Origin of the sequence: Shewanella sp. KT0246 (assembly GCF_019654955.1) — a bacterium.
In the GTDB taxonomy this organism is placed as follows: domain Bacteria; phylum Pseudomonadota; class Gammaproteobacteria; order Enterobacterales; family Shewanellaceae; genus Shewanella; species Shewanella goraebulensis.
This window is the reverse complement of sequence record NZ_BPEV01000047.1, coordinates 15,783-30,629: the sequence shown is the minus strand read 5'-3', so window position 1 is coordinate 30,629 and position 14,847 is coordinate 15,783. Positions and strand designations below refer to the sequence as shown.

The following is a 14,847-nucleotide window of genomic DNA, read 5'->3' as shown; positions in this document are numbered from 1 at the left end:
AAAAATATCATAAAAGCTACTAAAGCCTTGCTGGGACCGCTTTCCTTTAACTAAGAATAATAATTACAAGAATCCTACTCAAGCTAATTACATTAATTAAAATACCCCATTCAAATATTCAAAAAATGAAATTCAAAATATAACTTTTAAAATTTGTAAAATATAAATAACAATAAACAACCTCAAACCAGAGTTTTAAATACAAAAATAACCATCCAAATATTTAATTGATTTAAATCAATGTTTGTAATCCCACTCGGGGAAATACTGAATGTGCTTTAAAAATAAATTTAATAATCAATGAAAGTTTGGAGGCGTTTATGAACACATCAGTCATATTAAGCTATGCTTTTGTCTACTTTGTATTGTTCCTGGTTGTCCCTTTTGTTTTAGTGACATTTACTATGACCTGTATAAAATTTTTCAAAACAAGCCATGTAGAGAATGTGGGAGTTAATATTAAATTAAACCCAGATAAAATTGCTAATAAGCCAGTCGGTATTTTTAATAAACTAAATACAATAGTTAAAGGGAAATACAACATCTTATACGGCACAACAATGGACACCATCGTTGATATCGATAATACAGACCGACCTGAATTTGCCCATCAGCATTTACAGCACTGTCACCTTGATTATGTGGTTGTCGATGATAAGTCATCAGTGAAACTGGTTATTACTGACCCTCAGCACAACACGCCTGAGAATAATGAGTTTATCGACCACTCATTAGCAGAAGTCGGCATTAAAGTGATTCACCTTGCAAGTAACCAACAATGTGATGAAACCCTAATCCGTAACTCTCTCGCTGCATAACTCTATCGAGTGCTGAAGTACCTCTTCAGCACTCCAATCCTTAACAAGACTCAACTGTATCACTGAATTATGTGAGGGCTCATTATGTCCAAAATATCAAGAATTACTCTTCCCCTGCTGACCTCCATTTTGATGGTGGTACTTAGCTTTACCGCTCCAATTGCTAAGGCCGACACTCCTGAGCTAAAAATGAATCAAAATCGTCAGTGCATCATGTGCCATAAGAAAAACGGCAATATGTATGGCGTACATGCCAACGATGCTTTAGGCCAAACCTGCCAGGACTGTCATGGTGAAAAAGGTAAGCATCCTCGCGGCGAGTCAGAACTCATTGGTTTTGACGAAAGCTCACCAGCCACAGCAGAACAACAAACAGCAGCTTGTATGGCATGTCACGGTCAAGAAGAACTTGCCGAAGCTGATTGGACCCACAATGTCCACTCAGACAAAGTGAACTGCGCAGACTGTCATCAGCTACATCCAGAAGTCGATCCAATTATTGGCCAAACAGAAAGTGTTCGCATCAAGTCATGCGTTAGCTGTCATGAAAGCCAATAATTAGGAGGATAAAACAATGAAAAAAGAAAGAAGACTATTTTTAAAAGGTGCATGTGTAGCAGCGGTTGGCGTTGCAGGCGCATCAGGTCTGAGCATTGCTAACTCTAGCACCAGCAAAGACGATGGCACCCCAAACTGCAAATATGCCCTAATCCATGATGAAAATAAATGTATTGGCTGTGACGCTTGTTCTGTTGCCTGTCGTGAAACTAACAATGTACCAGAAGGTGTAAGTCGACTCGATATTGAGCGTGAAGGACCATTTGGCGAATACCCTAACCAATTTTACCGTTTCACTCGTAAGTCTTGCCAGCAATGTGAAGGTAAGCCATGTGTGAATGTTTGCCCGACAGGCGCCGCTTACCATGACCCTAAAACTGGCATTGTCAGCGTGGATGAGTGGAAGTGCGTGGGCTGCTTATATTGTATTGCTGCATGCCCATATCAAATTCGCTTCATTAACCCAGTGACTAAAGCTGCTGATAAATGTGATTTCTGTAAAGAGACGCGTTTAAAGGAAGGTAGACAACCTGCATGTGTTGAAGCCTGTCCAACCAAAGCACTGACCTTTGGCGACCTTAAAGATCCACATTCACAAGTAGTGGAAGTGCTTAAGACCACGCCTAATTATCGCAGTAAAACAGAACTAGGCACTCGTCCAAAAGTGTTCCGTATTGCTTCGCAAGAGGGAGAAATCAAATTATGAGCCCATTCCATTTTGACAGCCTCATTTGGCACTGGCCAATCGCCATCTACTTATTCTTAGCTGGGATATCAGCAGGTGCAATTTGTTTTGCTGTGTTATTAAAACACTTCAAGCTGGGCAAGCACGCCTATAAATCAAGTTTTGTACAGGCCGCCTGTTTGATTGCGCCGCTAGCAGTATTTGCAGGCCTTGGGATCCTGGTGGTCGATTTAACTAAACCGTTCGATTTTTGGAAAATCTTAGTGTTCTACAACCCAACCTCAGTCATGTCTGTGGGTGTAGCAGTCCTAATGGTTTATCAAGTGGCATTGTTTTCATGGCTTGCCTGTTTGTTCAAAGAGCCGATTTTGAAATGGTGTGACAACCGTTGGCCTATCGTTGAAAAAGCCTTAAATATCTTAATGAAATTTGAAGCAACGATTACGGGTTTATTGGTCATCCTAGCACTTTCTTTAGGGGCATACACAGGGTTCTTATTGTCAGCACTGACAACATTCCCAATGCTCAATAACCCAGTTCTGCCGATGTTGTTCTTAATCTCTGGTATTTCATCTGGCGCAGCGGGCACCTTGCTTGGCGGTGTATTGATGAAAGGTAACCCAGACGGTAAAGAAGTGCATTTCATTCATAACATTGAAATTCCATTGATTTTGCTTGAACTAGCACTGCTATTTACCTTCTTCTTGGGACTTATCCTATCTGGTGGTCAAAGCCAAGTTGCGGCGCTCAATGCCATTGGTGAAGGCTTCTGGGGCTGGGTGTTCTGGGCAGGGATCATTGTGGTCGGCTTAGCGATGCCATTAGCGTTTAACTTGTTCATGACCACATCTGCTAAACGAAAGTTCTCGTATGTCGCCATCACAGCAAGTTGTAGTTTATTCGGCGTGCTATTACTGCGTAATTTCATTCTTTATACCGGTCAAATGACCGTTGCTTAATCATTATTTAGGAGTTAACCATGCTTAAAGTTTTAGGATTGTCCATTTTATTAAGCTTCTCAGGTGCAGCACTTGCAGATTCAATTGCAGATACTCATACGGAAATGGCTGGATGCGAAGCTTGTCACATGGACGGTGAGCCATCTGCAGATATGGCCTATGAGAATCAGACTTGTATCGATTGTCATGGCGGCTTAGATAGTATCGAAGGTGAAATTCACCAGCAACATGACGGTGTTTTAGACTGTGGCACTTGCCACATCGTACATGAAGTACAAGACCCAAATGATACATGTGCCGATTGTCACTAGCACCGTAATCACTTAATAAAAATGGATGATCAGTCTTTAGCTAGAACTGAAAGTGATGATTAGCCTCTTAGGAGGCTAGCAAATCGAAGAAATGACTTAAGACATTTCATCGTATTAACAAGGAAGTCATTGGGCAGGATGCCATTTTATTATCCACTTTGCACAACTCTTAACATTACCTAAGAAAGTGCACCCAACCTCCAAATGGGTTCGCCACCTTTAACAAGGTGGCTTTTTTGTTTGAGCATGCTCATTTCACTTGCTACCAATACCAAAACAAGCTTAAACAACCACTTGCTTAAACAAGTTCTGCACGATGAATAAACCAATAAAACAAGCTATTGCCGATAAAATAGGGGTAATAACCCAACCGACTAATATCTTACCTAATACAGGCCATTGAATCGGTAAACGCTTTAACAAAGCGATACCAATCACCGCGCCAATCACAGCTTGCGAACTTGAAACAGGTACTAACGGTATTGCAGGTAGTCCCATGTTCACAAAACCATTAGACAACGACTGAGAAGAAAAGATAAACAACACAATAGAATGTGCCATCACTACCACCCAAGCGGTAACAGGTGTCATTGATATGAGGTTGCCTCCAACAGTCATCATCACTTTTTTAGAGTAAGTAAACACCCCAACGCTTATGGCTACAGCACCCAAAAAGAACAATTGCATTGCGCCAGTAAACTCAATACCCGCAAACTCAAACGCATCCAACGGCGCACTAAGTACAAACACACCCATGACGTTGGCAATGTTGTTTGCCCCTAAACTATAGGCGCCGAATGCGCCCGCTAATATCAAGCCAATCCGTGTCCATTGATCAAGCTGAAACAGGCCTGGCCGCCACCAGTTAATTGCTCGAGTCACGGCTTTATATAAAATAACCGCAGTGATCGCAGCAAGAATTGGACACATCACCCAAGTGCTTAAAATTTTGGTCAATACTTCAGGGTCGGTTGCCATACCACTAAAGAGATTCCAGCCGATAATAGCCCCGACAATCGCTTGACCAGTCGATACAGGCAAACCTGACCTTGTCATAAGATATACTGTGGTCGCAGCCGATAAGGCCACAGTAAAAGCCCCACCAATTGCTGATACTTTACCAAGTGCCCCTAAGGTATGTGATGCACCTGCGCCACTGATCACAGCGCCCAGAATCACCATCACTGAACAAATTATTGCCGCAGTGGAGAACTTAACCATCTTAGAGCCGACAGCGGTGCCAAACACATTAGCTGCATCATTGGCTCCTAATGACCAACCTAAAAACAAGCCACTCGATAAAAACACCCAAATCGCAATATCCATATTATTCCCTCCTACTGAACCCGTTTGAGCGTAAATATGGCGACCCGATCACTGATGTCTTCTGCAAGATTGGCCACCTGATCAATTCGGTCGAAAAAATACCTTAGTTGCACTTTATTAATCAGGGGTAAATCAGTGTCGAATAAAATTGTTTTAGCCCGAGTACAGGCTTTGTCGGCATCACTTTCAAATAAAATGACTTTTTGGTGATATTCTTGCACCCGTTGAAGATCTGTGAAAAAGCTTTTAGCACAAAGTAAGGTGTGATCAATGGTACTGCCAACCGCCGCAAGTAACCTCATTAGATCTTGCTCTACAGCTTGGGGGATCAAGGGTTTTTCAATTTGTAGGTGCAAACCAATGGTCTCTTGGCGATTAATCAAACGATCGGTTAAATCAATAAGTGAGGCAACATCACTGCGTAAATCGGGAATTAAGGTTTTGCGGTACAGCGTTTGCTCAATTTCCCGCTTTAACACATCGGCTTCATGCTCAATGGCTTGTAAGTCTCTCAATGCTTGAATAAATTCGTCGCTATTGGGCCCATGAGTTAAATACATCTGCCACATGTAAACGAACTTATGTTGTGCGAGAGTCACTTGATCGAGAAATAAATATACATTGATTTCAGTGGACTGACTCTGAGAAAGAAGCGTAGAAATTCGAGAAAAACCAAACATGGCATCTCCTTAGTAAAGGTAATGTTGACAGGGGAAAGATTAAGAATGACTGAGCACTACCAATGGGAGTGAGGGTGATAATGCCCAGTCATGGGGTGAGCGCGTGGAACTTAATTGAACCCTTTGCTCATTTTAAAGGTAGAGCTTGTTTTCGAACCACTATGACCATGTTCAAAACCAACGGCTTCAACTTGCTCATATAAATGTTGATACACTTGCTCTAATTGCGCTTTATCTTTTACGTGCCCTTTGAAAGAGAACTCGTTAAAGCTGATGCGCGGTTTACGGTAATACGGCGTCCATAATTGATAGTCGATTTCGATATTATCAAAACGTTTATCATTTAATGTGCCTTCCCAACCATGCGTGCGCATGACCATGGTTTGAGCCACATCTTGCTTATTGGCTTCGTAGATATCTCCAACAATGTCCCACATCATAGGGTTGCGCTTAAGAATGGCAAACACGGCATTAATGTCGACATTCTTTACGTCAATTTCTGATGGTGAATATGGCACGTCGTAACTCACGCTGTAAGCTGCTTTGCCATCAGTGTAATCAATCTCAGCTTTGCGGAAATTGGTTAACTCTCCAAAGCCTTCTGGATTTTCAGCACGCAGTTTGACGGTAATTTTACTTTTACGTGGCTTACCTAAATCTTCACGCACGCGGATATTAATACTTTTGGCCTTAAAAGCGCGATTTGGCGTATCGAGATAGGTCACTAACTTAACTCTGACGTCCTCTTTCAAGTTGATAAAACTAAACGCTTCTTTAAACTCGTCAGTTTGCTTAGACGCTGCATAAGGCATGGTTTTCGCCGTACCAGTATTTACATGGTATTCAAGCGAGGTAAACGCATCTGGCGATAAAGCATAAGCACTAGAACTTAAGCAGAGGTTTACCAAACCGATTAAAAATAGATTATTTCTCATCAAAAATTATCCTTCAATTAGAATGTAAATTGGAGTCTGGCTTGAAAAATATTGCCGTCTTGGTCATACATTTCTACGCCGTTAATATCTGTATAAGGGGTTTTGTAATCAGCTTGAGTGTGCACATAGTTCAACTGGGCTTTAAGGTTGTTTTCTAAGTACCAGTTCACACCAAGGATATAATCGGTTTTCTCACCGCCAGTGATGCCAGCATCGGTGTCATCGAAGTTTGCCACATCAATGCGCGCCGCAACTTCCCAGGCGCCGTAGCCACCAGCAGAGATAGCATTGGCAGGTTTAACCGTTTTGAAAGTGCCTTTCTTACTGCTGTAATTCCATTGCTCACCCGTTAAGGTATAAACCGCTTGCAGATAGTAGGCATCAACAGACACTGACTCATCATCGACTTGATCCGCTTTTGAGGTCACATACTCACCTTGAATCAACAGGTTTCGATGTTGATAAGCCATTTCTAAGCCATAGCTTTGTACTGATTCAGCATCAAACTTACCAGTATCAATAGTGCGACCCACAGGCTTGCTGCTTGGGCGGGCACGATAGCGCATTTCTTCTGCTTCACTATTATTGTTGGTATACATACCACTGACACCTAAGTGTAAAAGGTGATCACTTGTTTTAATTGGCGCCATGGTAAAGCGGCCGTTATAGACATCTTGTTTGAAGTTCAAATCATCGTCATTGATGTTTGCAGTGGTGCCGTAACCCAACATTAAGTTGTAGTCATTACCTTTGTATAACCACTGCACACCGACATTACGATCGGGTGAGAAAGTATCTGTACTCGCACGCTCTAAAAACGCTAAATTCTTTGAACTGCCAGTCGCTTCAAGACCAAAACCAAACTTTTGGAAACCCATGGTCAATTCTGAATTTTCCCAGCCTCGGTAGCTGACATTGGCATCTTTCACTTCAACTTCTGATTCACCATCAAAATCAAACTCTAATGAATACTTCCAAACATTTGAAAAGTAGCCTTCGACCCCAAAACGCACTCGACGAAAATCAACCGTATTTGCGCCACCTTCAAACTCACGTTTACTGCCGGTGTAAAAATCATCTGAATTAACATAGTCCAATTGAATGCGACCAGAAAATTCCATGGTCGACTTGCCATCCTTAGAGATAAATTCAGGTGAAGGGCTGCTGCTTGAAAACTTTAATCGGTCTGTTTTATTAGCTGCATCTTTGGCTTCAATTAATTCCATTTCTAATGCATCTAAACGTTCTTCTAATTCTGTGACTCGATCAATATCCGCAGCAATGACTGCACCTGAAAAACAAAATAATGACACTGCAACAGCTTTAGCTACGCTTGTAACTGAAAACACATTTTCTTTGCTCATCTTTCTCTTCCTTAGATTATTTTTAATACTCAATGTGGAACAAAAATGTTTCTATCTTGTTAGCCATAGATTAGGTCTAGGCTTATAAAAAAAACATGATCAACATCAATTAATCACGACTTAATCTTACAATTATTCTTTATTAGTGAACTACAGCAACATCCTCATATTTCACAGTTTTATTTTCATCAAGCCAGCCGAATTCGTCCGATAAGCACAGTTTGCTCATTAGAAAAATAGATAAAACACCCTACTGATTTATAGCGTTACTTTGACGCGAATTAAGGAAGTTAACATCGTTACCTAACCCATCACCAAATGACAAAGCTGCTAATTAACTTGCTCTAATCTATGAATACCTTTGCGGCTTGTTGTCAGTTTATAACGATGGTAAATACAGTCATTATTAGTATTAATCACTACAATAACGTTTATAGGATAGACACTATGTACGTGATGATTTTTTACATTATTGTCAGTTTCTTGCCAGTGATTTCGTACGGCTCTTGGTAACAACCGTAAGCGCTTGCTCAAATTTATTGTCAGTTTATCTTTAAACTTAAATGATTCTCTTGCGGAAGATGTGATATGTGAATGATATATTCGCTTATAGACCAACGCCTCTTGAAAGCTATGACTATCTGCACGATAAAAACGCTTACGCAATGCATTCACTTTATCGGGTAATTCGGTTGGTTTTTGTCGATATAAGGCTTCTTTAACGTCATATATGACCTGGCTCAAACCATGTTGATAAAAACGATAATGATGCTGAGAATACTTAGAGAAGTATTTCTCCATTAAGTAATTACGCCCTAACTCTTTAATTCGGTCTTTAAAAATGTATGACAGCACCAATGAGAAGAAAAAGGGAGTTGAAAAATTACCGAATGCCTTTTGAGTGGCGAAAGCAATGGCAGTAGCGAACGCCATTGCTAGTGCAGCTGCAAAACCAAAAATTAATTGCTCAGCGACTTCACCATTTTTAAGCTTTTTACGCTCTAATTGATGGGGGCGATGGATCACCCTTTTTGCAATATGTAGTCGATTTAACAGTCTTTCTTTACCTGCTTCAGATGTAGGTGTCAGTTTGAGTTGCTGAGTGTCAGCCTCAATACACAAGCGTTGAATTTGTACCGTTAGCCAAGGCTTATCTTCTTTACTGGCTTGGTGTTTAGCTTGTAATAGTGATTGATGATAGTGATACATCAATAAATGCTGGGCTAATTTATAGAGCTTACTTTGGGTTAAAAGCTTTTCATTATCATGGATCTGTGAAAATTGCTCGATACGGTCTCCAACATATGCCAATTGCTTTAAATCAGCGTTTGCTTGCAAGTCGACAATACCGCTGACAAATTCAGATAAAGCTAAGATATAACGGCTTTGGTTAGCTTGTGCTGACGCATAAGCCGTTTGCTTGATAATTAATAAATCTCTATCAATGGTGTGGCAGCTGATGGGGTCAACTTTGACTAACTGTTGTTGTTGCAGCAAATTATGATAAAAGCTGCTTTTATTCATCACGTCGCTATTGTCAGCTAACTTTGCAGGAAAGAAAAAATAAGCCTGCAGTTGCACACGAGTTAATTCAGGCGGGATTTCCACCTGAATAGATAAGTGGTACTGATCAGCTATCGATAGCGACAACATAATAGTCAGCCTACCATTGTGTAAATGGTTGCTTCATCAGCATTGAATTATAGTAACGGGCATCGCCTGTCACTTCTTCTGCTAACCAACTTGGTTTATTGACGGTTTGTGTTTCATCGATTAATTCAACCTCTGCAACGGTCAATCCTTGGTTACTGCCGTAGAACTCGTCGACTTCAAAGATGTGTCCTTGGTGATCAACAAGGAATCGGGTTTTATCAATAACACCCGGTTCGCAGATTTTCAGTAGCTCTTGCGCCTCTTCAACAGAGATTTCTTTTTCCCATTCATAACGCGACGCACCCGATTCATTGCCGATTCCTTTGATGGTTAAAAAACCTTTGTCACCTTTTACACGCACTCGAACTGTGCGTTCAGGTACACTACTTAAATAACCTTGAATAATACGAACCGACTTACCCGCTTGGGCTTTAAACTCGTCACTTGATACTAAATATTTACGTTCAATTTCTTGCGCCATGATAGCTATACCCTATTTATAAATAAGTACGATGATGTAATGTGCATGCAAGCTTAATTAGCTAATGGCAGGTTCTTCATACCGATCACACGCTTAATTGCTTGGAGGTAATTAATGTTCTCTACACCCGCTAAACGTAAATCTTTAACGGTTGTGTGGATATCATCCAATTCTGTAGACTCACTATTCACACTGACTAAGCGCGCACCATTAACCAGTACATTCGCCACTTCGCAAATTGTGTTGTTTACCATGTAACCAAAGCGTTCTTTATGAATTTTTACCGCTTGTAAGTCAGGATGGGCGTCGATGATAGCGATAAACTCTTCGAAGCTATAGCTGTCTTTCGCTAATGCTGGTTGCTCTACCATAAACGCAGGAAAAATCTCTTGTTCTAACTGTTGCTTACTAATTGGGAACTCTGCTTTTAACTTAGGATCCCACTGCTCTAAACCATCCACTGTTTGTACGTAACTTTTCACATCCATTTTTCCATCGCGGATTTTAGTGTTATTCAAGTCATTAGTACGAGACATGATATAGATTTCATCACTTTCGCGACGCCACACTTTTTCAGGTACCGGTACAGATAAGCGTGCCATACGTTCTGCCGCTTCAGTAAAGTCCTGCCCAAAAGTACGGAACTCAAAGCGTGGTTTAGAAATTTCACCAATCGTTAATTCAGACATACTGTTTCCTTTCGTTTTAAATCGTTTGTGATTAAGTACCCATTTACAGTACTCCTGTGTTTGATAAAAAAAACAGATCTAGATCATGTTTTACCCATTTTAGTCTCAACCTAATCTTACACATCAAAATAAATTCAACCCAAAGTAAAACAAAATAACAATTAAAATCAGCAACCTAAAATGAAAGATAGCCATCACTGCAAAAACAAATCATGATCAATTAAAAACTAACAGTGTATTTTATTGATCTTGATCCATTTTTGCTCACGCTTTAAGGGGTATGGTTATCGCATATGGAATTACGCTTAAGGTCAGAAGAATATGAGCAAAAAAATAGCGGATAACGTCGATCCTCTGGATATGAACCAGTACAAAATGGAAAGGCTACCTGTCAGATCAAAAACTAACTTCGAGATTTGGCTAGCCAAAAGTGGTGTATGGATAGCTTTAGCTGCATTTATTTTTTTACTCACTGGCAGCCCTGCTTCTTTTCTCACTGATTTTGACCCATCAATGTTAAGTAAGTCTGCTGCTGAGCATTTTCATAATGTGGGTTTAACTGAATTTAGTTGGCATGGGCAAGCCATGTTAGCCATCTTCTGTACTGCGGTGATTTTGTGGATAACAGAACCTATTCCCAATTACTTAACCTCATTAATGGTCATTATTGCCTTAGTACTTACTGGTGTATTACCAGAGCGGCAAGCTTATGCTCAATTAGGCCATCCTATTATGTGGTTAAACATCTTGTCGTTTATTCTAGCTTCTATGTTGGTATCTTCTGGCGCTGCAAAACGCTTTGCATTGTGGTTTATATGCCGTTTTGGAACCAGTGCAACACCGATTTTTTACAGTTTCATGGTCATCAACTTAGCGTTATCAGCTTTTATTTCTGCTACGACAGCCAAAGCCGCAATCTTAATGCCTATTTTTATGGTCATTGCTGCCGTTTATGGTGCTCGCGGTGGAGACAACAAAAATAATTTTGGTCGAAATTTAGTCCTGCAAAATCTGCTGCAAATTAACTTATGTGCTGGGGCGTTTGTCACGGGTTCAGGCGCTAATCTACTTGCTGCGAGCTTAATTGCTGGCGCCATTGGCGGTAGTTTCTTTTTTGCAGATTGGATGATTGTTGCGATGCCGATTGTGATTTGCATGATTGTCATTGGCTGGCTATTAGCAACTAAGGTGTTTTTCCCGCTTAAACCTGAAGAGCGCTTACCGCAAATTGAAGGTGGGATGGAGCGCTTACAAGAAGAGCTAGCCAAAATGGGCAAAGTCTCTTTCCGTGAGATTAAGTCCATTGTCATCTTTGTGACCATTCTATTCTTTTGGGCGACCGACAAATACCACGGCGTTAGCGCCACAGCGATAGCGTTTATTGGTGCTATTATTGCGCTTTGCCCGCGTATCGGTGTCGTCAACTGGAACCAGGTCGATGTACCTTGGCATTTACTGCTATTTTCAGCGGGTGCATACACCTTAGGCGCAGGTTTTAAGCAAACAGACTTGCCAAACCTTGCGGTTAACTTCAGTTTAGAGTATTTCGGTTTAGATGAATCAACACCATTCAGTGTATTTTACATCATGCTGACAGGGGCGATGTTACTAAGCTCACTGGTGTTTCAGTCTAAAACCATGCGTACTATGCTATTTGTCCCCATTGCGATTGGTATTGCTCAACGGTTTGACTTCCCCATCATGAGTTTAGCTTTACCTGTCGCCTTGTTAATTGAACACGTTTACGTGCTGCCATTTAACAGCAAACCAGCTCTGTTACTTTACTCAACAGACCAATACAGTTTAAGTGACAGCTTTAAGTTTGGCTTTTCCATGCTAATGATAGGTTGGGCCACCAGCATCTTAATGGGTGAAACTTGGTTTAAGTGGTTAGGATATGCCCCTAACGGCGTTTTTTGGTAAGATGAATCTAGTCGATAAATACGTAACGATAATAAGCAGATATGAATTCAAATAAAAATGAAATTCGCAGCAAACTCGCTCTGCTTCAGCTAGCAACTGAACTGGGTAGTATCAGTAAAGCCTGCGACATTATGGGTTATAGTCGCGACAGCTATTACCGCTTTAAAAAACAGTATGAAGAAGCTGGCGAGCGTGGTTTAAAAAACCTTTCTCGTAAAAAGCCTGCCCTCAAAAATCGAGTGTCGCAAGAAGTTGAAGATCAGGTTATCGAAATTGCCCTCGATTACCCTAATTATGGTCAAGCAAAGGCTGCCGAACTGCTAACTGCAAGAGGCTGTACTATTTCAGCCAGTGGCGTGCGTACTATTTGGGTAAGGCACAACCTTGAAACCAAAAAAAATCGCTTAGTCGCGCTAAATAGCCGCTTGCGTCAGCAAAACCAACTCAGCTTTAAAAGCCAGCACGATATGGAGCAGCTTTATAAACTAGAGCAAGGTGAAACTGCGCTAGACTGTAAATTCCCTGGTGATGTTTGCGTACAAGACACCTTTAGTATTGGCAATGTTGAGCCTCTTGGTCAGTTATACCAGCACACTTTTATTGATGCTTATAGCCAATACGCCATTGCCGTGGTGAGTGATAACAAAGAGTCCTCAACAGCCGCAGCATTTTTACAATCTGATGTTATGCCTTGGTACTTACAAAATAATATTGATATAAACAGCCTGCTAACTGATAGAGGTGCTGAGTTTTCGGGAAATCAAAGTGCACCGTTTAGAATGGTGTTAGAGCAATCAAACATTAACCACATTCAAATGCGTGCCTACAACGGCCCCGTGGTAAATGGCTTGGCTGCTCGCTTTCAACAGTTAGCCTATGATGAGTTTTATGCGCCTTTTTTAAAGAGCCATAAAGTCACCGATATTGAGCAGCTGAATCAACAGCTACAAAAATGGTTAACCCGTTATAACCACCAATACGCTATTGCTGGTCGATACACCTTAGGTAAAACGGCAGTTGAAGTACTGCAATTGAGTCAGCATTTATTAAAATAATCCATACCAGTATTAGCAAGCTTCACAGTTGTGAAACTTGCTAATTCAAACCACTCAGCTATTCCCGCTATTTAATATCAAAAAAACTGCTTTATTTTCCTCACATTAATCTACTAAACGTGTAAAAATACTGAATAATATTTATTCGCATCATAATGACGATGTTAACAAGGAAAAGTTATGGAATTTAGCGACGGCATTGTGCAGTTGAATTCATTTTTTACTGTGACGATTGGGATAATAGTACTGTTTATTGGCCGACGCCTAAATCAAGTGGTGGGCTTTTTAAAAGAGTTTAGTATTCCTGAGCCCGTATCTGGCGGGATCATATTTTCTATCCTATTCACCCTTATTTATGCCTTATTCAGTGTTGAAGTGAACTTCGACCTCATGGCCCGTGATGTATTATTGGTGTACTTTTTTACTACTATCGGTATTAACGCTAGCCTGTCTGATTTATTTAAAGGCGGCAAACCATTAGTGATTCTATTGGTTGTTACTATCGGCTACATGATAGTCCAGAACCTTACCGGTATCGGTGTTGCCACCTTATTCGGTCAAGAGCCAATTGTTGGCTTACTGGGCGGTAGCGTATCGTTAATTGGTGGCCACGGTACCGCCATAGCTTGGGCGCCAAAAATCCAAGAACAATTTGGCTTAACTAGCGCAATGGAAATTGGTATTGCTAGTGCCACCTTTGGTTTGATCCTCGCCAGTTTAATGGGCGGTCCAATCGCCAAGTTTTTAATCAATAAACATAACCTTAAACCCTCCGCTGAAAATCAAGCGGCTGCGACTCAAGGTCAAGAAACCAATACCCCGGTAAAAATGACCTCATTTGATTTCTTGGATGCCTTACTCGCTATCCATATCTGCATCATTTTAGGCTTTGTCTTAAACGAAGTGATCAGCGGTTTAGGATTAGATTTACCCTTATTTGTGACCTGTTTGTTTGCCGGTATTGTGATAACCAATCTAATCCCTAAAAATTACCCTCGTTTTTCAGGCACAGCTTGGCCTACACGCACCGCAGCCATTGATTTAATTGCCGACATGTCTTTGGGTACATTTTTAGCGATGTCGCTAATGAGTATGCAGTTATGGACCTTAGTGGATTTAGCCGGGCCTATCTTCGCAATTTTAGGTATGCAATTTATTGTAGCCATTATGGTGAATCTATTTATCGTATTTCCCGCGATGGGTAAAAACTATGATGCTGCGGTAATTTGTTCAGGCTTTGGCGGGATTTCATTAGGCTCAACTCCTACCGCAATGGCTAACATGTCTGCAGTATCTCAGCGCTACGGTTATTCAGCCCAAGCCTTTATTATTGTGCCACTGGTTTGCGCCTTCTTTATCGATCTCGCAAATGCGTTAATTATTCCGTATTTTATTGGTTTAATGCAGTAA

General features: G+C 40.9%; 15 protein-coding genes. 8 read left to right on the top strand and 7 right to left on the bottom strand.

Going from position 1 to position 14,847, the window contains the following annotated elements; genetic code table 11:
• Nucleotides 1-320: 320 nt before the first annotated feature.
• The 5 genes from K5Q58_RS18320 (at nucleotide 321) to K5Q58_RS18300 (ending at nucleotide 3,331) form a co-directional block, all read left to right on the top strand.
• The gene (locus tag K5Q58_RS18320; RefSeq protein ID WP_220755302.1) at nucleotides 321-818 is read left to right on the top strand and encodes a DUF2726 domain-containing protein; all 498 of its coding nucleotides are present in this window, start codon (nucleotides 321-323) and stop codon (nucleotides 816-818) included.
• Between the two features lie 84 nt (nucleotides 819-902).
• Complete coding sequence (locus K5Q58_RS18315) at nucleotides 903-1,376, top strand: nitrite reductase (protein WP_220755301.1); 474 nt, start codon at nucleotides 903-905, stop codon at nucleotides 1,374-1,376.
• 16 nt (nucleotides 1,377-1,392) lie between these two features.
• Nucleotides 1,393-2,082, top strand: coding sequence for a 4Fe-4S dicluster domain-containing protein (locus K5Q58_RS18310; RefSeq protein ID WP_220755300.1), 690 nt, complete (start codon nucleotides 1,393-1,395; stop codon nucleotides 2,080-2,082).
• On the top strand, nucleotides 2,079-3,020 hold the full coding sequence (nrfD, locus tag K5Q58_RS18305; RefSeq protein WP_220755299.1) for a cytochrome c nitrite reductase subunit NrfD: 942 nt from the start codon (nucleotides 2,079-2,081) through the stop codon (nucleotides 3,018-3,020). The genes K5Q58_RS18310 and nrfD overlap by 4 nt, the downstream gene beginning before the upstream one ends.
• 20 nt (nucleotides 3,021-3,040) lie before the next feature.
• The gene (locus K5Q58_RS18300; RefSeq protein WP_220755298.1) at nucleotides 3,041-3,331 is read left to right on the top strand and encodes a cytochrome c3 family protein; all 291 of its coding nucleotides are present in this window, start codon (nucleotides 3,041-3,043) and stop codon (nucleotides 3,329-3,331) included.
• 282 nt (nucleotides 3,332-3,613) lie between these two features.
• Here K5Q58_RS18300 and K5Q58_RS18295 read toward each other — a convergent pair whose 3' ends face one another.
• The 7 genes from K5Q58_RS18295 to K5Q58_RS18265 all read right to left on the bottom strand — a co-directional run bounded on the left by K5Q58_RS18295 (nucleotide 3,614) and on the right by K5Q58_RS18265 (nucleotide 10,459).
• Nucleotides 3,614-4,657 carry an inorganic phosphate transporter gene (locus tag K5Q58_RS18295; RefSeq protein ID WP_220755297.1) on the bottom strand — a complete coding sequence of 348 codons (1,044 nt, stop codon included), beginning with the start codon at nucleotides 4,655-4,657 and terminating at the stop codon, nucleotides 3,614-3,616.
• Between the two features lie 11 nt (nucleotides 4,658-4,668).
• On the bottom strand, nucleotides 4,669-5,337 hold the full coding sequence (locus tag K5Q58_RS18290; protein ID WP_220755296.1) for a DUF47 domain-containing protein: 669 nt from the start codon (nucleotides 5,335-5,337) through the stop codon (nucleotides 4,669-4,671).
• Between the two features lie 110 nt (nucleotides 5,338-5,447).
• Nucleotides 5,448-6,272: a hypothetical protein gene (locus K5Q58_RS18285; RefSeq protein WP_220755295.1), complete on the bottom strand. Its 825-nt coding sequence runs from the start codon at nucleotides 6,270-6,272 to the stop codon at nucleotides 5,448-5,450.
• 17 nt (nucleotides 6,273-6,289) lie between these two features.
• Nucleotides 6,290-7,636 carry an OprO/OprP family phosphate-selective porin gene (locus tag K5Q58_RS18280; protein WP_220755294.1) on the bottom strand — a complete coding sequence of 449 codons (1,347 nt, stop codon included), beginning with the start codon at nucleotides 7,634-7,636 and terminating at the stop codon, nucleotides 6,290-6,292.
• 330 nt (nucleotides 7,637-7,966) lie between these two features.
• Nucleotides 7,967-9,289 (bottom strand): hypothetical protein, encoded by a 1,323-nt coding sequence (locus tag K5Q58_RS18275; protein WP_220755293.1) that lies wholly within the window; start codon nucleotides 9,287-9,289, stop codon nucleotides 7,967-7,969.
• 10 nt (nucleotides 9,290-9,299) lie between these two features.
• Nucleotides 9,300-9,770, bottom strand: coding sequence for a CYTH domain-containing protein (locus tag K5Q58_RS18270; RefSeq protein ID WP_220755292.1), 471 nt, complete (start codon nucleotides 9,768-9,770; stop codon nucleotides 9,300-9,302).
• A gap of 53 nt (nucleotides 9,771-9,823) precedes the next feature.
• Nucleotides 9,824-10,459, bottom strand: a complete 636-nt coding sequence (locus tag K5Q58_RS18265) for a hypothetical protein (protein ID WP_220755291.1) — start codon at nucleotides 10,457-10,459, stop codon at nucleotides 9,824-9,826.
• A 321-nt stretch (nucleotides 10,460-10,780) separates the two neighbouring features.
• Between K5Q58_RS18265 and K5Q58_RS18260 the strand changes: the two genes are divergently transcribed.
• From K5Q58_RS18260 to gltS, 3 genes are all read left to right on the top strand, one after another.
• A complete protein-coding gene (locus K5Q58_RS18260; RefSeq protein WP_220755290.1) occupies nucleotides 10,781-12,382 on the top strand; it encodes a DASS family sodium-coupled anion symporter in 1,602 nt (533 codons plus the stop codon).
• 41 nt (nucleotides 12,383-12,423) lie between these two features.
• Entirely contained in the window at nucleotides 12,424-13,437 is a 1,014-nt protein-coding gene (locus K5Q58_RS18255) for a helix-turn-helix domain-containing protein (protein ID WP_220755289.1), read from the top strand.
• A 180-nt stretch (nucleotides 13,438-13,617) separates the two neighbouring features.
• Entirely contained in the window at nucleotides 13,618-14,847 is a 1,230-nt protein-coding gene (gene gltS, locus K5Q58_RS18250) for a sodium/glutamate symporter (RefSeq protein WP_259651391.1), read from the top strand.

Coding starts and splice junctions, on each gene's coding strand:
- gltS (WP_259651391.1), top strand. CDS start 13,618: ATGGAATTTAGCGACGGCATTGTGCAGTTGAATTCATTTTTTACTGTG.
- K5Q58_RS18285 (WP_220755295.1), bottom strand. CDS start 6,272: ATGAGAAATAATCTATTTTTAATCGGTTTGGTAAACCTCTGCTTAAGT.
- K5Q58_RS18310 (WP_220755300.1), top strand. CDS start 1,393: ATGAAAAAAGAAAGAAGACTATTTTTAAAAGGTGCATGTGTAGCAGCG.
- K5Q58_RS18275 (WP_220755293.1), bottom strand. CDS start 9,289: ATGTTGTCGCTATCGATAGCTGATCAGTACCACTTATCTATTCAGGTG.
- K5Q58_RS18315 (WP_220755301.1), top strand. CDS start 903: ATGTCCAAAATATCAAGAATTACTCTTCCCCTGCTGACCTCCATTTTG.
- K5Q58_RS18270 (WP_220755292.1), bottom strand. CDS start 9,770: ATGGCGCAAGAAATTGAACGTAAATATTTAGTATCAAGTGACGAGTTT.
- K5Q58_RS18255 (WP_220755289.1), top strand. CDS start 12,424: ATGAATTCAAATAAAAATGAAATTCGCAGCAAACTCGCTCTGCTTCAG.
- K5Q58_RS18265 (WP_220755291.1), bottom strand. CDS start 10,459: ATGTCTGAATTAACGATTGGTGAAATTTCTAAACCACGCTTTGAGTTC.
- K5Q58_RS18260 (WP_220755290.1), top strand. CDS start 10,781: ATGAGCAAAAAAATAGCGGATAACGTCGATCCTCTGGATATGAACCAG.
- K5Q58_RS18290 (WP_220755296.1), bottom strand. CDS start 5,337: ATGTTTGGTTTTTCTCGAATTTCTACGCTTCTTTCTCAGAGTCAGTCC.
- K5Q58_RS18300 (WP_220755298.1), top strand. CDS start 3,041: ATGCTTAAAGTTTTAGGATTGTCCATTTTATTAAGCTTCTCAGGTGCA.
- K5Q58_RS18280 (WP_220755294.1), bottom strand. CDS start 7,636: ATGAGCAAAGAAAATGTGTTTTCAGTTACAAGCGTAGCTAAAGCTGTT.
- nrfD (WP_220755299.1), top strand. CDS start 2,079: ATGAGCCCATTCCATTTTGACAGCCTCATTTGGCACTGGCCAATCGCC.
- K5Q58_RS18320 (WP_220755302.1), top strand. CDS start 321: ATGAACACATCAGTCATATTAAGCTATGCTTTTGTCTACTTTGTATTG.
- K5Q58_RS18295 (WP_220755297.1), bottom strand. CDS start 4,657: ATGGATATTGCGATTTGGGTGTTTTTATCGAGTGGCTTGTTTTTAGGT.